This window comes from Pseudonocardia sp. DSM 110487 (genome assembly GCF_019468565.1).
Classification (GTDB): Bacteria; Actinomycetota; Actinomycetes; order Mycobacteriales; family Pseudonocardiaceae; genus Pseudonocardia.
The window spans coordinates 5,231,637-5,251,509 of record NZ_CP080521.1 but is presented as its reverse complement, the minus strand read 5'-3'; the positions used below and the strand labels follow the sequence as shown (position 1 = coordinate 5,251,509).

Sequence of the window (19,873 nt, the reverse complement as noted above, 5' to 3'; positions counted from 1 at the left end):
GTCAGTAGGCTCGGCGCGTGGTCGAACTGTCGCTGAGCAGCGTGTGGGCCGAGGTCCGCCGCGGCAGGGTGCTCACGGTGCCCAACCTGCTCAGCGTGGTGCGGCTGGCCGGGGTGCCGGTGTTCCTGTACCTCCTGCTGGTGCCAGGCGGCGCGGCGTGGGGCGCGGACATCTGGGCGGTGGTCGTGCTGGCACTGGGCGGCATCACCGACTGGCTCGACGGCAAGCTCGCCCGGCTGCTCGACCAGTACAGCGCGCTCGGCGCGCTACTGGACCCCGCGGTCGACCGGCTGTACATCCTCGCCGCGCTGGTGGCGCTGGGCGTGCGCGACGTCGTGCCGTGGTGGGCGGTGATCGCGCTCGTGGCCCGCGACCTCGTGCTCGCCGCGACGCTGCCGGTGCTGCGCGCCCGCGGTTACGGGCCGTATCAGGTGACCTACCTCGGCAAGGGCGCCACGTTCCTGCTGTTGTACGCGTTCCCGCTGCTGCTCGCCGCGCAGGCGCAGGGGTGGTTCGCCGACCTCGCCCGGCCGTTCGCCTACGCGTTCGCGGTGTGGGGCACCACGCTCTACCTGTACACGGGTGCCCTCTACATGGCGCAGTTCGTCCGCGCGCTGCGCACACCGGTTGATCGGGCGGGGGTCGCGGGCGGCCTCCGGCACGAGGACTAGTCTTCCCGCGTGATCCCCGAGGACCTCCGCTACACCGAAGCCCACGAGTGGGTGCGCGACCTGGGGGACGGGGTGGTCCGGATCGGTATCACCGACCACGCCCAGTCCCAGCTCGGCGACGTCGTCTTCGTGCAGCTGCCCGCCGTCGGCGACGAGGTCACGGCAGGGGCGGCCGTTGGCGAGGTCGAGTCCACGAAGTCGGTGTCGGACATCTACTCGCCCGTCGCGGGCACGGTCGCGGCCGTCAACGACGCCCTCGACGCCAATCCCGAGCTGGTCAACTCCGGTCCGTACGAGGCGGGCTGGATGATCGAGGTCCGGCTCGCGGGCGACGTACCCGGCATACCGGACGACCTGCTCGACGCGGCCGCCTACCAGCAGCTCACCGGGAGCTGACCGCACCACCCGGTCCCACTGCCGCACGGTAGGTTTGCGAGATCCGGCGCCGGCGCGCGCGTCAGCCCGTACCGCGTCACACTTACTGCACGTGAAGAACAGGGCACTAGACCCCGCCCACCATCAGGAGGAGACCCCGAGGTGACCACGAACGACGGGCCCGGCGTGCCCCCGGAGCGCTCCCCGGAGACCACCTCGGTCTTCCGTGCGGACTTCCTCTCCGAAGCCGAGCCCACGGCCAAGGACCAGCCGGTCTCCGGTGTCGAGTCGCTACCGGCCGGCTCCGCCCTGCTGGTGGTCAAGCGCGGCCCCAACGCGGGCTCGCGCTTCCTGCTCGACCGGCCGTCCACGAGCGCGGGGCGCCACCCCGACAGCGACATCTTCCTCGACGACGTCACCGTCTCGCGCCGCCACGCGGAGTTCCGCAGCGACGCAGGCGAGTTCGTCGTCGTGGACGTCGGCAGCCTGAACGGCACCTACGTCAACCGGGAGCCGGTGGACACCGCCGTGCTGGCGAACGGTGACGAGGTGCAGATCGGGAAGTTCCGTCTGGTGTTCCTCACCGGGCCGCGCGAGTCCGGGGCGAGGCACTAGTGCCGCCCGCCGGGCGGGAAGCACCGGTGGTCCACTAGCTCCGGTCCGCCCGCCGAACCTCGCGTCGCGACCCGTCCGGAGTCGGGCGCCGGCAGGGTGCGCCGTGTAGCGTCGGGAAGCGCAGGATCGCGAGGAGGAGCAGTGCGATGAGCGAGATGCGCGTCGTGGGGGTACGGGTCGAACTGCCCGCCAACCAGCCGATCCTCTTGTTGCGGGAGACCTCGGGTGATCGTTACCTGCCGATCTGGATCGGATCGGTGGAGGCCACCGCCATCGCGCTGGAGCAGCAGGGCGTCAAGCCCGCCCGGCCGCTCACCCACGACCTGCTGAAGGACGTGATCAACGCGCTGGGGCGCCGCCTCGAGCAGGTCCGGATCACCGACCTGCAGGAAGGCACCTTCTACGCGGAGCTGGTGTTCGACGGCGGCATCACGGTGTCGGCGCGCCCGAGCGACTCGGTGGCGCTCGCGCTGCGGATCGGGGTGCCGATCCACGCCGAGGAGAGCGTGCTCGCCGAGGCCGGGCTGATCATCCCGGACGAGCAGGAGGACGAGGTCGAGAAGTTCCGCGAGTTCCTCGACTCGATCTCGCCGGAGGACTTCAGGGGCGCCCAGCCCTAGCCCCGCCCCACCACCGGCGGCGCGCCGCGTTGACCGGGCGCTCCCAGGCTCATATCGTCGGATGTCTCTTAAGCCCGTCGGCTCCGACAGACCCCCCGGTGGTCGGAGCCGGGCACCGGCGGAAGGAGTTCGGTGGAGCAGCCGCCGTACGGCGCGCCCGAGCAGGGCGAGCTCTTCCCCGACCCGCTGCTCGGAGAAGGTTTCGAAGGCCTGCCCGATCAGCTCGTCGGCTTCCGCGGGCCTACCGCCTGCCAGGTCGTCGGTATCACCTACCGGCAGCTCGACTACTGGGCGCGCACCGGCCTCGTCGTCCCGTCGATCCGCGGCGCTGCGGGCTCCGGGTCGCAGCGGCTGTACTCCTTCAAGGACGTGCTCGTCCTGAAGGTCGTCAAGCGACTGCTGGACGCCGGTGTGTCGCTGCAGAACATCCGCGTGGCCGTCGAGCACCTGCGCCGGCGCGGCATCCGGGACCTGGCCGGCATCACGCTGTTCAGCGACGGCACCACCGTCTACGAATGCGCCTCGCCCGAGGAGGTCGTCGACCTGCTGCGCGGCGGCCAGGGCGTGTTCGGCATCGCGGTCGGCGGCGCCATGAAGGAGATCAGCGGCTCCATCAAGGACTTCCCGGTGGAGCGGGCCGACGGCGGCAGCGTCGACGACTCGCCGGAGGACGAGCTGTCCCGGCGCAGGGCGCGGCGCGCCATCAGCTGACCTCCACCGGGTCCGATGGCCGAGAGCGCGGACCTGCGGGAGCGGGGTCGCTGTGCGTACCGGCTCCGGGATTGGGCGGACGCGTACGCGCTGCTGTCCTCGGCGGACCGGGAGTCGCCGCTGGAGGCGGACGACCTCGAGCTGTGGGTGACCACGGCCTACCTGACCGGTCACGACGACGTAGGGGACGACCTGTCCGCGCGCGCATGCCGGGAATGCGCGGACGGCGACCCGGCCCGCGCGGCGCGGTACGCGCTCCGGCTGGCCATCCTGCTGCTGTTGCGCGGCGAGGCCGCCCGCAGCGGCGGCTGGCTCACCCGCGCGCGACGCCTGCTCGACCATCGGGGCGGGGATTGCGCGGAGCGCGGGTACCTGCTCGTGCCGGCGGCATTTGAGCATCTGGTCGAGGGTGACCCCGCATCGGCGGAAGCCGCGTCCGCCGAGGCGGCCGCGATCGCCGAACGGTTCAGCGATCTCGACCTGCTGGCGTTGGGGAGGCTCGGCGTGGGCCAGGCGCTGGTGGCCGCGGGCCGAATCACGCCGGCGCTCGCGCTGCTCGACGAGGTGATGGTCGCGGTCACCGCTGACGAGGTCTCGCCGATCTTCGCCGGGATCGTCTACTGCGCCGTGATCGAGACGTGCCAGGAGGCCCTCGACCTGCGCCGGGCCCGGGAATGGACGGTGGCGCTCACCCGCTGGTGCGAGGCGCAGCCGGACCTGGTGCCCTACCGCGGCCAGTGCATGGTCCACCGGTCCGAGATCATGCTCGTGCAGGGCGTGTGGGCCGACGCCCTCGACGAGGCGCGCCGGGCGTGCGAGAGCCTGGCCGGCCGGCCCGCCGCCGGCGCGGCGTTCTACCAGCTCGCCGAGGTGCACCGGCTGCGCGGGGAGTTCGGGCAGGCGGAGGACGCATACCGGCAGGCGAGCCGCTGGATCCCGCAACCGCAGCCGGGCATGGCCCTGCTGCGGATGGCGCAGGGCCATGTGGACGCCGCCGCGGCGATGCTGCGCCGTGCGCTGGAGGGTGCCGTCGGGTTCGTGGCGCCGCGGCCGGCGGGCATCGAGCCCGCGCCGCCGGCCGCGGTCCGGTCCCGCCTGCTCGCGGCGAACGTCGAGGTCATGATCGCCGCAGGAGACCTCGTCGCGGCGCGGGCAGGCGTCCACGAGCTGGTTGCGATCGCAGACCACGTCGGTGCTCTGCTGTTGCGGGCGATGGCCCTGCACGCGACCGGCGCAATCCGCGTCGCCGAGCACGATCCCGATGCCGCGGAGGTGCTGCGCCGGGCGTGGCGCGCATGGCAGGACCTCGACGCGCCGTACGAGGCGGCGCGCGTCCGCGTCCTCATGGGACTCGCGTGCCGCGAGCTCGAGGACCCCGACTCGGCGGACATGGAATTCGACGCCGCGCGCCTGGTGTTCGAGCAGCTCGGCGCCGTGCCGGACGTCACCCGGGTGCGGGCCTTCATGCGGGCGGGGCCGCAGGCGGGTGGGGCCGGTCCGCTGACCGCCCGCGAGGTGCAGGTGCTGCGTCTGGTCGCGACCGGCATGACCAACCGCGCGGTGGCGGCCGAGCTGTTCCTCAGCGAGAAGACTGTGGCGCGGCACGTGAGCAACATCTTCACCAAGCTCGGCGTGTCGTCCCGCGCCGCGGCCACCGCGTACGCCTACGAGCACGCGCTCGTCTAGAACTCCTGGTGCAGGCGGCGGCGCCCAGCCCCGGGCTACACAGAACTACCCATCCGCTCGAGATGGGGCCTTCTCCCGACGACCCGGTCCGCCCGCTCTCCCTACCGTCGCCGGACCGACGAACTCCGGGGAGAGAGCGATGCACGAGCCATCAGCGCGCGAGCTGTTACTGGCAGGGCTTCCGGTCACCGAGTGCCGGCGGGACGTGGCGGGGGTGTCGACCGCGGTGCTCGAAGGCGGCGAGGGGCCGCCGATGGTGCTGTTGCACGGCCCCGGCGAGTTCGCGGCCGGCTGGCTCCCGGTGCTCCCGCGGCTGACCCACAGCCACCGCGTGATCGCACCCGACCTGCCCGGCCACGGAGCGTCGCCGACCGCCGGAGGTCCGCTGGCCGCGGCGGAGGTGCTGCGATGGCTCGCCGAGCTGGTCGAACAGACGTGTCCCGAGCCACCCGTGCTGGTCGGCAGGGTGGCCGGCGGGGCGATCGCGGCGCGGTTCGCGGCCGCGCACGGCGACCGGATCGCCGCGCTCGTGCTCGTCGACACCCTGGGGCTCGCGCCCTTCCGGCCCGATCCCCGCTTCTGGATCGCGTTGCAGCGCTTCTTCGCCGAACCGACCGACCACAGCTACCACCGGGTGATGGAGTTCTGCGCCTTCGACCTCGACCGCGTCCGGGAGCAGCTGGGGCCGCGGTGGGAGGCGTACGCGGCCTACGCGGTCGAGCTGGTGGGCGACGCCGGGGTGCAGGCGGCGCTCGGAAGCCTCATCGGGCAGTTCGGCGCCGTGCCGATCCCGCCGGAGGAGATGGCCGGGATCACCGTGCCCACCGCGTTGATCTGGGGACGTCACGACCTCGCGACCCCGCTGCACGTCGCCGAGGAGGCGAGCGCCCGCTACGGCTGGCCGCTGCACGTCATCGAGGACGCGGGTGACGACCCGCCGCTCGACCGGCCCGACGCGTTCCTCGACGCGCTGCGGGCGGCGACGGCATCGGTGGCTGTCGGATGAACGGCTACGACGTGATCGTGGTCGGCGCGCGGTGCGCGGGATCGCCGACGGCGATGCTTCTGGCCCGCGCGGGACACGACGTGCTGGTCGTCGACCGGGCGAGCTTCCCGAGCGACACGCTCTCGACGCACATAGTGCACGCGCCGGGCGTGGCCGCACTGCGGCGCTGGGGCCTGCTGGACCGCGCGGTCGCGGGCTGCCCGCCGATCGACACGTACGTCTTCGACTTCGGCCCGTTCACCATCACCGGGTCGCCCGGAACCGCGTTCGCCCCCCGGCGGACCGTGCTGGACACGGTGCTGGTCGAGGCCGCGAGGGCGGCGGGGGCCGAGGTGCGGGAGCGGTTCACGGTGTCCGAGGTCCTCGTCGAGGACGGCCGGGTGACCGGCATCCGCGGCCACGACGCGGGCGGTGGCGGCGTCACCGAGCGGGCGCGCGTGGTCGTCGGGGCCGACGGGCTCCGCTCGCTCGTGGCCCGCGCCGTGCGGCCCGAGCAGTACCGGGAGAAGCCGCGGCTGCTCTGCGGCTACTACGCCTACTGGAGCGGCCTGCCGATGGACGGCCGCTTCGAGACCTACGACCGCCCGGCCCGCGGGTTCGCGGCGTGGCCGACGAACGACGACCTGACCCTCGTGATCGCGGGCTGGCCGTTCCGGGAGTTCGCCGCGAACCGGACCGACCTCGAGGGCAACTATCTCGCCACGATCGGCACGGTCCCCGCCTTCGCCGAGCGGCTGAGGGACGCCCGGCGGGAGACGCGCATCGTGGGGACGGCCGTGCCGAACTACTTCCGGAAGCCCTACGGGCCGGGATGGGCGCTCATCGGCGACGCCGGGTACAACACGGACTTCATCACAGGGCAGGGGATCCAGGACGCGTTCCGGGACGCCGAGCGGTGCGCCGCCGCCCTCCACGAGGCCCTCACCGGGGACCGGCCGTTCGACGACGCGCTGCACGACTACCAGGCCGCGCGCGACGCGCACGTCGGGGCGATGTACGAGTTCACCGCCGAGGTCGCGTCCCTCGAACCGCCCCCTCCCGAGCTGCAGAGGCTGCTCGCGGCCGCGAGCACCGACCAGGAGGCGATGAACGGGTTCGTGCGGGTTGCCGCCGGGCTGACCTCGCCAGCCGAGTTCTTCTCGGACGAGAACGTGGGGCGCATCCTCGGGGTCACGTCCTAGGTGCCCTACAGCCGGATTTTGTGATCATGGGTGTTCGGCGCTGCTGCTTGGTCCCGTTCGGCGGTGGCCGCGCCCATGATCCGAAGTATCGGTTGCTCATGGCTGTGTCGGCAGCCATGGACAACCGCCATTCGCGATCTTCGCGTCCATGATCTGGAGTTTCGGGTGCTCATGGTCGTGGGGGCAGCCGTGGGCACCCGGTAGTTCGGATCTTGCCCGCCGCCGGTCGGGCGCGTGGCGGTCGGGGCGCTCGTGTCGGTCCGTCGGGTCGGTCTGGTCGGGCATCTGCCGGTGGGCGCGCCGTTCCCGGCCCGGGCGGCCCGGCGCCCGCCCCGTGATCCGGGCTTCGGGCGTGGTTCCACCGGTTGCTTGGACCGTCGCCTTGCCGGGGTGGCTGGGTTGGGTGCACTACCGATTAGTGGGGTTGCGTGGGCGGCCGTCCCCGACGCGGGCACAGGCCTGTTGCGACGAGACCGTCCTGCCGGGTGCCACGCGACTGGCTGTGGTCCCGACCCTCCCCGCCCAGCCCTTCTCGTGGATACCACTCCAGGGTCAGGGCCCTACGCGCAGGTCCGTGATCAGCAGGAACGGGGCACCCGCTGCAGGGTGTCTGCTCGGTCGAAACACATCAGCTGCAGGGGTGCAGGCCAGGTCCCGATTCGGCTGATCACACCCCCAGATTCCAGGCGTGGTCAGGGGCGCCGACGGGACCACAGCCAGATGCGTGGCACCCAGACCGCGGTGGTCTCGTCGAGGACGGGCGTGCCCCCGCGTCGGGGACGGCCGCCCGAGCAACCACATGATTCGGTAGTGCACCCCACTCAGCCATCTCCCCATCGTGAGGGGGTTGAGGTGAACCGGTGAGAGCACGCCGGCAGCCGGGGGCTGGTGGTGCGGCCCGGGGGCTATCCGGTGCCGGGAACGGCGCGCCCATGAAAGTGTCCGGCACCCGGCCGCACCCCCGACCTCCTGGCGGTCTCACGGATCTCCCGGTGCCGTCCCGTACCGTGGCTCATGATCGTCGGAAGTGGTGGCAGAACGTCAGATCCGTCGCTCTGGCACCACTTCTGGTGATCACGGCGCCAGCACCATCCCCGGTCACGGCCGGTTCCACCCGTGAACTCTGAGGGGCGGCCCCGCACACTGCGCGGCGCCACCGGAGGCCCTACCGAAGACCACCTCCGGAGGCCGGACCGCCACGCGAAAGACACCAGCCACCCAGGGGCACCCCTCCTAGCTGTGATCGTGGCTCGCGCTGCGCGAGCCGCCGGTTCGCGGGCGGGTCGCGGCGGTAGCATTGCCCGGTAGTCGCCGATCTCGTGCGGGAGAGTCCCGGTCAAGGCCGGGCGCCGAAGGAGCAACTCCTCCCCGGAACCTCTCAGGCAGCAGGACCGCGTGGGTGAGACGCCTCTGGAAAGCGACGGGCATGCCCGTCCGCCGACGGGGAAAGCCCAGATGTGCCGAAGGCGCATCAGGGTGAATCTCTCAGGTGCCCGGCCGCCGGGCGGGACAGAGGGGGAGGGCGGTTCCACCCTGCCCGCTCGCCCGCGCTGCCCCGGAGGACGTCGTGCCAGATCGACAAGCGACCGACCGACCCAGTCTTTCCGAGCTGGAGCGCGGCACCCCGTTCGCCGACCGCCACATCGGGCCCCGCGCTGCTGAGCTCGACACCATGCTCGCGGCCATCGGCGCCTCCTCCCTCGACGAGCTCGCCGCCGCGGCCGTGCCCGACAGCATCCGCGATCAGGGCCCGGTCGCGTCCACGCTGCCACCCGCGGCCACCGAGACCGAGGTGCTCGCCGAGCTGCGGGCCCTCGCGGCGCGCAACACCGTGACCGTCCCGATGATCGGCCTTGGCTACGCAGGCACCATCACGCCTGCCGTGATCCGCAGGAACGTGCTGGAGAACCCGGCCTGGTACACCGCGTACACCCCGTACCAGCCGGAGATCAGCCAGGGCCGCCTCGAAGCGCTGCTGACGTTCCAGACGGTCGTGGCCGACCTCACCGGACTCCCCGTGGCAGGCGCGTCGCTGCTGGACGAGGCCACCGCGGCCGCCGAGGCGATGACCCTGCTGCGGCGTGCAGGGAAGGTGCGCTCGCCACGCTTCGTCGTGGACGCCGACACGCTCCCGCAGACCCTGGAGGTGCTTCGCACCCGGGCCGAGCCTTTGGGCATCGAGCTCGAGGTGGCCGATCTCGAGGCCGGGCTGCCCGACGGCGAGTTCTTCGGCCTGCTCCTGAGCTACCCGGGCGCCTCCGGTGCCGTCCGCGACCCGTCCGCGCTGATCGCGGCCGCCCACGAGCGCGGCGGCCTGGTGGCAGTGGCCGCCGACCTGCTGGCGCTCACCCTGCTCACCTCGCCAGGGGAGCTCGGCGCGGACGCCGTCGTCGGCAGCACCCAGCGGTTCGGCGTGCCGCTCGGGTACGGCGGGCCGCACGCCGGCTACCTGTCCGTGCAGCAGAGGCACGCGCGGCAGCTGCCGGGGCGCCTGGTCGGCATGTCGAGGGACGCCGACGGCCACCCGGCGCTGCGACTGGCGCTGCAGACCCGTGAGCAGCACATCCGCCGCGAGAAGGCCACGTCCAACATCTGCACCGCGCAGGTGCTGCTCGCCGTCGTCGCCGCCTGCTACGCCGTGTACCACGGCCCCGACGGCCTGCGCCGGATCGCGCAGCGCGCCCACCGGATGGCCGCGGTGCTGGCCGCGGGGCTGCGCGCCGGGGGCGTCGAGGTCGGGCACGGGGAGTTCTTCGACACCGTGCAGGCGCGGGTGCCGGGCCGGGCGGAGGAGGTGGCGGACGCCGCGCACGCCGCGGGGATCGCGTTGCGCCACATCGACGCCGACACCCTCGGTGTCGCGTGCTCCGAGGTCACCACGGTCGCGCACCTGGAGGCGGTGTGGTCGGCATTCGGGGTGTCGGCCGATGCTTCGGCGCTCGACGCGAGCACGGACGACGCGCTGCCCGCAGGTCTGCGCCGCGCATCGGAGTACCTGACGCACCCGGTGTTCCACGAGCACCGCAGCGAGACCTCGCTGATGCGCTGGCTGCGCCGCCTCGCCGACGCCGACCTCGCGCTGGACCGCACGATGATCCCGCTGGGCTCCTGCACGATGAAGCTCAACGCGGCCGTCGAGATGGAGCCGATCACCTGGCCGGAGTTCGCGAACCTGCACCCGTTCGCACCCGAGGCCGACGCGGCCGGCATCCTCGAGCTGATCGCCGACCTGGAGCGGTGGCTCGCAGAGCTCACCGGCTACGCGACGGTGTCGCTTCAGCCCAACGCGGGCAGCCAGGGCGAGTTCGCCGGTCTGCTCGCGATCGCGGCCTACCACCGCAGCCGCGGCGAGGGGCACCGGGACGTCTGCCTGATCCCGGCGAGCGCGCACGGCACGAACGCCGCGTCGGCGGTGATGGCCGGCATGCGCGTGGTCGTGGTGGCCACCGCGCCGACCGGCGACATCGACCTCGACGACCTGCACGCCAAGATCGCCGAGCACGGGCCGACGCTCGCCGCGCTGATGATCACCTACCCGTCCACGCACGGCGTGTACGAGGCCCGCGTCCGCGACGTGTGTGACGCGGTGCACGCGGCGGGCGGGCAGGTCTACGTCGACGGCGCGAACCTCAACGCGCTGGTCGGGCTGGCGCGGCCGGGGGCGTTCGGCGGCGACGTCAGCCACCTGAACCTGCACAAGACCTTCTGCATCCCGCACGGCGGCGGCGGGCCGGGTGTCGGGCCGGTGGCGGTGGCCGAGCACCTGGCACCGTTCCTGCCCGGACGCGGGACGGTGGGGGCGGTGTCCGCCGCGCCGCACGGCAGCCCGGGTGTGCTGCCGATCTCGTGGGCGTACGTGCGGCTCATGGGCCTCGACGGGCTGCGGCGGGCCACGCTCACCGCGGTGGCGGCGGCCAACTACGTGGCCGCGCGGCTGCGCGACCACTACCCGGTGCTCTACGCGGGGGCCGACGGACATGTGGCCCACGAGTGCATCCTCGACCTGCGCGGGATCTCGAAGGAGACCGGGGTCACGGTCGACGACGTCGCGAAGCGGCTGGCCGACTACGGCATCCACGCGCCCACCATGTCGTTCCCGGTGGCGGGCACGCTCATGGTGGAACCCACGGAGAGCGAGGACCTCGCCGAGATCGATCGCTTCGTCGACGCCATGATCGGCATCCGGCAGGAGATCGAGCGGGTGGCCGCGGGGGAGTGGCCCGCCACCGACAACCCGTTGCGCGGCGCCCCGCACACCGCCGCCTGCCTCGCCGACAAGTGGGACCACCCGTACTCGCGCGAGATCGCCGCGTACCCGATGGGTGGGACGCCGGGCGTGCACGACCGAAAGGTGTGGCCGCCGGTACGCCGGATCGAGGGCGCCTACGGCGACCGGAACCTGGTGTGCAGCTGCCCTCCGGTGGAGGCGTTCTCCTCCTGAGCAGGGCCTGATCCGGGCTTGCCGCGGACAGGGTGGAGCGGACGGGCGGGTCCCCTCCGCCCCACCCGTCCGCAGCAAGGAGGGCGCTGACAGCGTTCTGATACATGTGATCACCACCACCGCTGTCAACGAATCATTGACGCCTCCGAAATGCCAACGACTCGATGACGGCTCCCGGTGGTCGACTAGACCGGTGCTACTCGACGACCGGGAGGATTGAGCCCACCTCGGAGGAGAGGGCGGCGTGCGCGACGGCCTGCCTGCGCGGGGGATCGATGAGGAGGTCGGTGTTGTCGGCATGCTGGTCGATGGCGCCGACGCGGGGGAGCGCGGCGATCGCCGGGTCCGTGACGGCGGCGAGGAGCGCGTCGGCGAAGCGGTCGGCCTTCAGGACCTGGAAGGGGCGATCGAAGTAGGGCCGGGTCGTGGGGTCGACCGGTTCGGCGAGGCCGGCGTCGTTCTGGACGGCCGCGAGGGCCTCGTAGGCGGTGCTGAGGTGCCACTCGCGCTCCCGCCACGTGGTGGCGCGGAGGGCGCCGCGCAGGACGGGGTCGAGGTCGGTTGCGAGGGGGAGGGCGGCGAACGCGCTGCCGAGCCATTTGCTGTACGGCGGGTAGCGCCGGTGCAGGAGCAGGGCCAGCCGCATGAGGTCGCGGACGATGCGGGCGGCGACGACCGCGGAGCCGAGCTCGTCGCCGACCTCGCCCGCGCGGCCCACGAACGCCTCCTCCTGCGAGATGCGCTGCCACTGGCAGGCCAGCACGTACCGCCAGGCGTCGGGCGGGTACCAGGCCAGCGCGGCTCGGAGCGGCTCCAGCTCGCCGAGCCCGTCGTGGAAGACGGCGCCCGCGGTGACCTCGGCGAGGGCCTGGGTGGGCAGCGTCAGCCAGTCGGTGGGGCGCAGGACGGTGCCGGAGGTCACGCCGAGCCGGTCGCGGCACCATCCGTCGAGGGTGGCGATCCCGACCCGGTGCCGGACCGGGCCGTCGGTGGGGGTCATGCGGCCGGAGCCGTCGCCCTCGATGCGCGCGAAATGCGTCGGCCAGCCGTGGAAGGTGCGGGGGAGGTGTTCGGCGAGCCTGCGGTCCAATTCGGGGATGCGGGCGGCGTCGGCGGGGGAGACGAAGACCTCGAGGCGCGGGCCCCAATCGTGGTCGGCCGAGCGCGGGGTGTCGAAGCCGAGTACCTCGGAGCCGGGGCCGATGCGGGCGCCGGAGTGCGGGACGTCGCCGAGGAGCGGGCGGACGGCTTCGGCGTAGAAGGCGCGGCAGAGCTGCAGACCGGGAACGAACACCCCCGGCATGGTGGCGAGCCGGCCTGATCCGGGCATCTCCATTCTTGTGTCAATGAATCATTGACGCCTACAGATGGTCAATCACAGATTGACCATCTCGAACGGCATCGACCGCAGAGCCGCCGCCGGATCCGGGGGAGCGGCCGGTACGGCTGGTCAGGCCCGCCGTTCGCGGGCGTGGGTGGCGTCGCGGACCTCGCCCACGTAGTGCTCGACGAGGTCCTCCATCGCCACGAGGCCCGCGGTCTCGCCGCGGGGGCCGACGGCGCGGCCGAGGTGAGCGCTCGCGCGGCGGAGCACGGCGAGCGCCTCGTCGAGCCGCACGGACGTCGGTACCTCGGGCAGCGTGCGCACGCGAGGGCCCGGTACGGCGGTCGCCGGGTCGTCGACGAGGTCGAGGATGTCCTTGACGTGCAGGTAGCCGGCGAGGTCACCGGTCGCTGCGCGCACGGGGAAGCGGGAGAACCCGGTTTCGGCGACGGCGCGGGCGACGTCACCGACGGTGGGCTCGGCCGGGAGCGTCACGAGCTCGGAGGCCGGGACGAGCACGTCGGCCACTGTGGCCTCCGCTGAGCTGAGCGCGCGGGTGAGCCGGCGCGACTCGTCGTCGTCGAGAAGGCCTTCACGGCCGGATTCGGCGATGAGGTCGGCGAGCTCGCCGGACGTGAACGACGACTCCAGCTCGTCGCGCGGTTCCACCCGCAGCAGCCGCAGCACGCCGTTGGCGATGAGGTTGAACAGCTCGATCAGCGGCCGCATCACCGTTGTGAAGACGAGGAACGGCGGGACCAGCAGGATCGCGGTGCGCTCCGGCCCCGCGATGGCGATGTTCTTGGGAACCATCTCGCCGAGCAGGATGTGCGCGACCACGACGATCGCGAGGGAGATCGTGAACGCGATCGGGTGCAGCAGCGCCTCGGGGACGGCGAGCCACCCCAGTGGGCGCTCGATGAGGTGGGCGACGGCGGGTTCGCCGAGCCTGCCGAGGAGAAGCGAGCTGATCGTGATGCCCAGCTGCGACGCCGCGAGCATCCGGGACAGGTCGGCGTGTGCGCGCAGCACGGTGCCGGCCGCCGCGGTACCCGCGGCGGCCATCGCCTCGAGGCGGTCCCGCCGCGCGGAGATCAGCGAGAACTCGGCGCCGACGAAGAACGCGTTGGCCCCGAGCAGCGCGACGGCGGCGAGCAGCGCCAGCAGGTCGGAGGTCATGTCGCCTCCTCTGCGCCGGCCCGGGCCAGGCGCAGCTCGGCGATCCGGTTGCGGTCGCGCCGCATGACCGTCAGCCGCCACCCGTCCACGGTGATCTCGTCGCCGACGTCGGGGATGCGCCCGAGCCGGGTGAGCACGAGGCCCGCGAGGGTCTCGTACGCGCCGGTGGGCATCTGGAAGCCGGTGGCGTCGGCCACCTCGTCGTCGCGGAGGAGGCCCGACACCAGCCAGCTGTCGCGGCCGAGCGGGCGCACGGTGGACTGCTCGGCGCGGTCGTGCTCGTCGCGGACGTCACCGACGATCTCCTCGACGAGGTCCTCGAGGGTGACGATGCCCGCCGTGCCGCCGTACTCGTCAACCACGACGGCGAGCTGGAGCCCGGAACTGCGCAGCCGCGTGAGCAGCTCGTCGCCGTCCAGGGACGCGGGCACCGTCGGCACCTCTTGCACCATCTCGCCCACCGTGACGCAGCCGCGGTGCGCGGGCTGGACGCCGAATGCCTGCTTGACGTGCACGACGCCGAGCACGGCGTCCGGGTCGCTGTTGTGCACCGGGAACCGGGAGAAGCCGGTGCGCCGGGCGAGCGCCACCATGTCCGCGACCGTGGCGTCGGCGTCGAGCGACTCCACGCGGACGCGCGGTGTCATGAGGTCCTCTGCCACCCGGTCGGTGAAGCGCAGGGACCGATCCAGCAGCGTGGCGGTGCCCGCGTCGAGCGTGCCGTGCTGCGCGCTCGTGCGGACGAGCGAGCTGAGCTCGCGTGCCGATCGGGCCGATCGCAGCTCCTCGGCGGGCTCCACCCCGAGCCTGCGCACCACCGAGTTTGCGGCGCTGTTGAGACCGTTGATGAGCCACCGGAACGCGTGGGCGAAACCGCTTTGCAGCCAGACGACGGCGCGGGCGGTGCGCAGCGGCCCCGCGATGGCGAGGTTCTTCGGCACGAGCTCCCCGAACACCATCGACAGGGTCGTGGCGAGCAGGAGGGAGAGCACGGTGGCGGTGCCCGCGGCGAGGCCGGGGGAGAACCCGATCGCCTCGAGACCTGGCCGGAACAGCGTCGCGATGGCAGGCTCGGCGATGTAGCCGGTGACCAGCGTGGTGACCGTGATGCCGAGCTGGCTGCCCGACAGCTGGAACGACAGGCCGCGGTGGGCCCGCTGCACGGCCCTCGCGCGCCGGTCCCCGACCTCGGCGACGTGGGCGTCGACCTGGCTGCGTTCCAGGGCGGTGAGCGCGAACTCCGACGCCACCGAGATCGCGGTGCCGAGCGTGAGGGCGGCGACCGCGACCAGGCCGAGGACCGAGAGCAGGACGGTCATCCAGGGCCTCGCCGGGAGATGGCGGGGGAGCGAGCAGGGCAGGTGACGGGAAGCCGGGTCGGACCCGGCCGGCTACTGCAGCCCGGTTCGGTGGGGCTCGCGCTGGGCACGGCGTGTTCCTCCTGGAGCGGAGAGCTCAGTGTATGTGCGCTCCGGTTTCGGTTCCCGCCGGAGTCGCGCCGGTCACGAAGAGGGGCGATCCGGCCGCGCGGGATCTAGGTTGACGGGTCATGAGCGGCACTCGCATCGGTGCGTTGCCTGAGACGTGGGCCCGACCAGAGGCGATGAACGGGGAGACATCCCACGATTCGTCGCCGTTCGTCGACTTCGACCGTGAGTCGTGGGCCCGGCTCGGCGCGAACACGCCGCTCCCGCTCACCGCGGAGGAGCTCGACCAGGTACGCAGCCTGGGTGACGAGGTCGACCTCGACGAGGTGCGGGAGGTCTACCTGCCGCTGTCGCGGCTGCTGACCCTGCACGTGCAGGAGGGCGGGCGGCTCTACCGCGCCTACCGGACGTTCCTCGGCGCCACGACCGCGCGCACGCCGTTCGTCATCGGGATCGCGGGGTCGGTGTCAGTGGGAAAGTCCACGACCGCCCGGCTCATGCGGCTGCTGCTCGCCAGGTGGCCGCAGCACCCGCGCGTGGCGCTCGTCACCACCGACGGGTTCCTGCATCCCAACGCGGAGCTGGAGCGGCGCGGGTTGATGACCCGCAAGGGGTTCCCGGAGTCCTACGACCGGCGGGCGCTGCTGGAGTTCGTCACGGAGGTCAAGGCGGGGCGGGCCGAGGTGTCGGCCCCCGTCTACTCGCACCTGACCTACGACATCGTGCCAGGGGCGCGCTCCACGGTGCACCGCCCGGACATCCTGCTGCTGGAGGGACTCAACGTGCTCCAGCCCGCCCAGCCGTCGCGCGAGGGCGGACCCGCGCTCGCGGTGAGCGACTTCATCGACTTCTCGGTGTTCGTGGACGCCTCGACCGAGGACATCCGCCGCTGGTACGTCGAGCGCTTCCTGCGGCTGCGTGAGACCGCGTTCCGCAACCCCGAGTCCTACTTCCGCCGGTACGCGGCGCTCGACGAGGCAGGCGCGACCGCGCGGGCCGAGAGCATCTGGGCCGAGATCAACGGCCCCAACCTGGAGCGCAACATCCTTCCCACCCGCGGGCGTGCCTCGCTCGTGCTGCGCAAGGGCCCGAAGCACAACGTCACCGGGATCAGGCTGCGGAAAGTGTGATGGGGGGAAGGTCTGAGAACGTGTTCTGACGGCACCTGGCACCATGTGTCGATGACCACCGGGTCCATGGAGACCGAGCACATCGGGCCGGCCGGGGCAACCGAGGAGCTGACCGAGCTCGCCGCTCGGCTGCGGCTCGTCGTCGGCCGTCTGCACCGTCGCATTCGCATCGATGGACGAGAGTCGATCCCGCCGCTGCAGCTGTCGGCGCTGGTCACGGTGGAGCAACACGGCCCACTGCGGCTGTCCGAACTCGCCCGCCGGGAGGCCGTCACCGCACCGACGATGAGCCGGGTCCTCGCCGCGCTCGACGAACAGGGCCTGGTGATCCGCACCCCCGACCCGCACGACGCGCGGGGAGTGCAGATCGTGCTGTCCGACGAGGGCGCCGCGCGGCTGGCCGAGGTGCGCAGCCACCGCACCGCGCTGGTGGCCCGCCGACTCGTCCGCCTCGGTGACGGGGAGCGGCAGCGGATCGTCGCCGCGCTCCCCGCCCTCGAAGCGCTCCTGGTGGACGACGACTGACGTCCACCCGCCGGCCCTACTCGGGTTCGCCGTCCACGAGGACGGTCAGGCCCTCGTGCAGGAAGCTCAGCCGCCCGGCGATGCGGGTGGACTCCGGCAGCGGCTCCGGGTACGACCAGACGGCGTCGGTGAGCTCCCGGCCGTCCGGCAGCCGCACCGACCAGTAGCTCGCCTCGCCCTTGTACGGGCAGCGGGTGCGGGTTGCCGTGGGTTCCAGTGGCACGCGCACGTCCTCGGGGGCGAGGTACCAGCGGGCCGGCAGGCCGGTCTCGTTCAGCACGAGCGGGTGGTGCGACTCGGCGACGAGGGTGTCGCCCGCGAGCACCTGGACGTGCCGGCTCGTGGGCCGCACGTCCACGCGGGTGTACGGGTCGGTGAGGTGCGCGAACACCTGCTCGTCCTCGTCGAACCACGCGTCGGCGGCCTCCCAGTAGAGGGACGCGTACCCGGCGAGCCACTTCGCGTCGGGCAGCGGGTCCGGGTACGCCCACAGCGCGTTCTCGACGACCCGGTCGTCCACGCGCAGCGTGCGGTAGGTGGCGTCGCCCTTGAACGGGCAGTGCGTGGTGTGGTCGCTGGGCACGAACAAGGTCTGGTCGATGTCCTCCTCCGGCACGTACAGCCGCGGGAGGAGGTTCGTCTCGTGGACGAGCACGCCGCCGCGGGTGTCGAGCACCGTGCGGCCGGCGAACTCGGCGCGCACGCGGCGCGGGAACGGGTGCATGAGCAGCTTGTGGGCCGGCCCGTCGATCCGGTAGTTGACGGTGGCGGGCGCGGCCGCGGACAGCGGACCGTCGGCACGGGTGAGAGCCATGCCACTCCCAACGCCCCGCGCGGTCGCGCATTCCAGCCCCCGGTGGTCGAGTAGGGCCGGCGCCCCAGCGCCGGCCCGTATCGAGACCACCACCCCGAGATCGGCACGTGGTCTCGATACGCGCCGGCCCTGGCGGGCCTGCGCTACTCGACCACCGGAGAGTGGCCGGGCCTCTCACGCGATGTCGTGCACCACTTCCACCGTGACAGTCAGCTCCTGCGTGCCGGGCTGGATCGGCACCGCAAGCTGAGCGCGGTCGGCCTCGGCCTTGTAGGGCGTCGGCGGCTGCTCGCCCGACAGCTCGACGATCGAGCGGACCGGGCCCAGACCGACGCCCGCCGCGTCGGCGAGCTGCCGCGCCTGGGCGAGCGCGCTCCGCACCGCGTCGGCACGTGCCTCGGCCCGCGCGGTGCTCTCGTCCGCGATGGAGAACTGGATCGTCTGCACGCGGATGGCATCGGCGGCGGCCGCGGCGGCCTGGTCGATCACCGCGCCGGCCGCCGCGATGTCGTGCAGGGTGGCGGTGACCTGGTTGCTCACCTCGTAACCGGTGATCCGGCCGGTCTCCGGCGCTGTGGTGGGGTACACGGTGAGCTGGCTCGTGCGGATGTCGGCGGCCGCCACGCCCGCACCCTGCAGCACGCCGATCACGGCGTTCGCGCGTTCGGAGTTGGCGGTCAGCGCCGCGGTCGCGCTCCGGTCGCGGGTCTCGACGCCGAGCACAACGGTGGCGGTGTCCGGCGCGGCGACGACGGTGCCGACCGCGCGGGCGGTGATGGCGGGCGGTGCCGCCGACCCGGGCGGGGCCGCCGCGGCCGCCGAGCAGCCCGACAGGGCCAGCGCGGCCGTTGCGAACGTGACGGCGAGCAGCGGGATCGTGGCGCGGTGCATGCCTCAAGGACGGAGCATCCACGGGATCGGTTGCATGAGTCAGTAGGTTCGCCGGAATGGGCGTTCCGTTCGGCGCGTACGGCGCCGAGATCTACCTGCAGGGGCTCGCCGACGGGCGGCCCGCGGTGCCGACCGACCCGTCCCGGCTGGAGGCGGCCGCCCGCTCCGTGCTCGAGGACGGACCGTTCGGCTACGTCGCGGGTGGCGCGGGCACGGGCGCCACGATGCGCGCGAACCGGGCCGCGTTCGACCGGTACGGGATGGTGCCGCGGATGCTGCGCGACACCACGGAGCGGGACTGGTCCACCACCGTGCTCGGCACGCCGATGCCGGCGCCGCTGCTGGTCGCACCGATCGGCGTGATGTCGATCGTGCACCCCGACGGGGAGCCTGCGGTGGCCCGCGCCGCCGCCGAGCTGGGCCTGCCGATGGTGCTCTCGACGGCGTCGTCGCACACGATCGAGGAGGTCGCGGCCGCGTCGGGCGATGGTCCTCGGTGGTACCAGCTGTACTGGCCGACCGAGGACGCGGTCACCGTGAGCATCCTCGAACGGGCGCGGGCCGCCGGCTACCGCGTGCTGGTGGTCACGCTCGACACCTGGACGCTGGGCTGGCGCCCGCACGACCTGGATCTGTCCTACCTGCCGTTCCTGCGCGGGGTCGGCACCGCGATCCCCTTCTCCGACCCGGCGTTCCGGGCGGGCCTCGCCGCGCCGCCCGAGGAGGACCTCATGGCCGCGGTGGGGCGCTGGGTGCCGATGTTCACCGGCACCGCCGTGCGCTGGGACCGGCTCGACCTGCTGCGCGAGCACTGGGACGGGCCCATCGTCCTCAAGGGCGTGCAGCACGTGGACGACGCCCTGCACGCGCTCGACGTCGGCATCGACGGGATTGTCGTGTCCAACCACGGCGGGCGCCAGGTCGACCGGGCCATCGGGTCGCTCGACGCGCTGCCGGGGATCGTGGCCGCCGTCGACGGGCGGGCGGCGGTGCTGTTCGACTCGGGGATCCGCACCGGCGCCGACGCCGCCGTCGCGCTCGCGCTGGGCGCCGACGCGGTGCTGCTCGGCCGCCCGTACGTGTACGGGCTCGCGCTCGGCGGGCAGGACGGGGTCCGGCACGTGCTGCGCTCGGTGCTCGCCGAGCTCGACCTCACCCTCGCGCTCTCCGGCTTCGCCGACCTCGCCCAGCTGCGCGCCGCGAAGGACGCCGTTACGAAACACGGGTGACGAAGCACGGGTGACGAAGGGACGCATGACGACGTACGGGTGAAGAAC

Annotated in this window: 17 protein-coding genes and 1 riboswitch; of the genes, 12 read left to right on the top strand and 5 right to left on the bottom strand. The window is 72.9% G+C overall.

Features of this window, described 5'->3' with window-relative positions; all coding sequences use genetic code 11:
• Window positions 1–17: 17 nt before the first annotated feature.
• The 9 genes from K1T35_RS24560 to gcvP all read left to right on the top strand — a co-directional run bounded on the left by K1T35_RS24560 (window position 18) and on the right by gcvP (window position 11,306).
• On the top strand, window positions 18–671 hold the full coding sequence (locus tag K1T35_RS24560; RefSeq protein WP_255620662.1) for a CDP-alcohol phosphatidyltransferase family protein: 654 nt from the start codon (window positions 18–20) through the stop codon (window positions 669–671).
• Between the two features lie 9 nt (window positions 672–680).
• A complete protein-coding gene (gene gcvH, locus K1T35_RS24555; RefSeq protein WP_220254043.1) occupies window positions 681–1,067 on the top strand; it encodes a glycine cleavage system protein GcvH in 387 nt (128 codons plus the stop codon).
• A gap of 141 nt (window positions 1,068–1,208) precedes the next feature.
• Complete coding sequence (garA, locus tag K1T35_RS24550) at window positions 1,209–1,661, top strand: glycogen accumulation regulator GarA (RefSeq protein ID WP_220254042.1); 453 nt, start codon at window positions 1,209–1,211, stop codon at window positions 1,659–1,661.
• Between the two features lie 146 nt (window positions 1,662–1,807).
• A complete protein-coding gene (locus tag K1T35_RS24545; RefSeq protein ID WP_220254041.1) occupies window positions 1,808–2,281 on the top strand; it encodes a bifunctional nuclease family protein in 474 nt (157 codons plus the stop codon).
• Between the two features lie 132 nt (window positions 2,282–2,413).
• A complete protein-coding gene (locus K1T35_RS24540; protein WP_220254040.1) occupies window positions 2,414–2,992 on the top strand; it encodes a MerR family transcriptional regulator in 579 nt (192 codons plus the stop codon).
• Window positions 2,993–3,007: 15 nt separating this feature from the next.
• A complete protein-coding gene (locus tag K1T35_RS24535; protein ID WP_220254039.1) occupies window positions 3,008–4,678 on the top strand; it encodes a helix-turn-helix transcriptional regulator in 1,671 nt (556 codons plus the stop codon).
• A gap of 139 nt (window positions 4,679–4,817) precedes the next feature.
• Window positions 4,818–5,684 (top strand): alpha/beta fold hydrolase, encoded by an 867-nt coding sequence (locus tag K1T35_RS24530; protein ID WP_220254038.1) that lies wholly within the window; start codon window positions 4,818–4,820, stop codon window positions 5,682–5,684.
• Window positions 5,681–6,865 carry an NAD(P)/FAD-dependent oxidoreductase gene (locus K1T35_RS24525; protein ID WP_220254037.1) on the top strand — a complete coding sequence of 395 codons (1,185 nt, stop codon included), beginning with the start codon at window positions 5,681–5,683 and terminating at the stop codon, window positions 6,863–6,865. The genes K1T35_RS24530 and K1T35_RS24525 overlap by 4 nt, the downstream gene beginning before the upstream one ends.
• Window positions 6,866–8,177: 1,312 nt before the next feature.
• A riboswitch (glycine riboswitch) is annotated at window positions 8,178–8,269 on the top strand.
• A gap of 163 nt (window positions 8,270–8,432) precedes the next feature.
• Window positions 8,433–11,306 carry an aminomethyl-transferring glycine dehydrogenase gene (gcvP, locus tag K1T35_RS24520; protein WP_220254036.1) on the top strand — a complete coding sequence of 958 codons (2,874 nt, stop codon included), beginning with the start codon at window positions 8,433–8,435 and terminating at the stop codon, window positions 11,304–11,306.
• A gap of 196 nt (window positions 11,307–11,502) precedes the next feature.
• Here the strand turns inward: gcvP and K1T35_RS24515 are convergent, their stop codons facing one another.
• The 3 genes from K1T35_RS24515 to K1T35_RS24505 form a co-directional block, all read right to left on the bottom strand.
• Entirely contained in the window at window positions 11,503–12,636 is a 1,134-nt protein-coding gene (locus K1T35_RS24515; RefSeq protein ID WP_255620661.1) for a DUF4037 domain-containing protein, read from the bottom strand.
• A gap of 120 nt (window positions 12,637–12,756) precedes the next feature.
• Window positions 12,757–13,809, bottom strand: a complete 1,053-nt coding sequence (locus K1T35_RS24510) for a hemolysin family protein (RefSeq protein ID WP_220254035.1) — start codon at window positions 13,807–13,809, stop codon at window positions 12,757–12,759.
• Complete coding sequence (locus tag K1T35_RS24505; protein ID WP_220254034.1) at window positions 13,806–15,128, bottom strand: hemolysin family protein; 1,323 nt, start codon at window positions 15,126–15,128, stop codon at window positions 13,806–13,808. Before K1T35_RS24505 ends, K1T35_RS24510 begins: the two co-directional genes overlap by 4 nt.
• Before the next feature lie 284 nt (window positions 15,129–15,412).
• On the opposite strand from K1T35_RS24505, the gene coaA reads away from it, so the two are divergent.
• Together coaA and K1T35_RS24495 are read left to right on the top strand one after the other, a co-directional pair.
• Window positions 15,413–16,366, top strand: coding sequence for a type I pantothenate kinase (coaA, locus tag K1T35_RS24500; protein ID WP_220262825.1), 954 nt, complete (start codon window positions 15,413–15,415; stop codon window positions 16,364–16,366).
• A gap of 51 nt (window positions 16,367–16,417) precedes the next feature.
• The gene (locus K1T35_RS24495) at window positions 16,418–16,891 is read left to right on the top strand and encodes a MarR family winged helix-turn-helix transcriptional regulator (RefSeq protein ID WP_255620660.1); all 474 of its coding nucleotides are present in this window, start codon (window positions 16,418–16,420) and stop codon (window positions 16,889–16,891) included.
• 16 nt (window positions 16,892–16,907) lie between these two features.
• On the opposite strand, the gene K1T35_RS24490 is transcribed toward K1T35_RS24495, so the two are convergent.
• Both K1T35_RS24490 and K1T35_RS24485 read right to left on the bottom strand, forming a co-directional pair.
• Window positions 16,908–17,705 (bottom strand): DUF427 domain-containing protein, encoded by a 798-nt coding sequence (locus K1T35_RS24490; protein WP_220254033.1) that lies wholly within the window; start codon window positions 17,703–17,705, stop codon window positions 16,908–16,910.
• Window positions 17,706–17,879: 174 nt separating this feature from the next.
• Complete coding sequence (locus K1T35_RS24485) at window positions 17,880–18,596, bottom strand: SIMPL domain-containing protein (RefSeq protein ID WP_220254032.1); 717 nt, start codon at window positions 18,594–18,596, stop codon at window positions 17,880–17,882.
• Between the two features lie 56 nt (window positions 18,597–18,652).
• Between K1T35_RS24485 and K1T35_RS24480 the strand changes: the two genes are divergently transcribed.
• Window positions 18,653–19,825 carry a lactate 2-monooxygenase gene (locus K1T35_RS24480; RefSeq protein ID WP_220254031.1) on the top strand — a complete coding sequence of 391 codons (1,173 nt, stop codon included), beginning with the start codon at window positions 18,653–18,655 and terminating at the stop codon, window positions 19,823–19,825.
• Window positions 19,826–19,873: the final 48 nt, after the last annotated feature.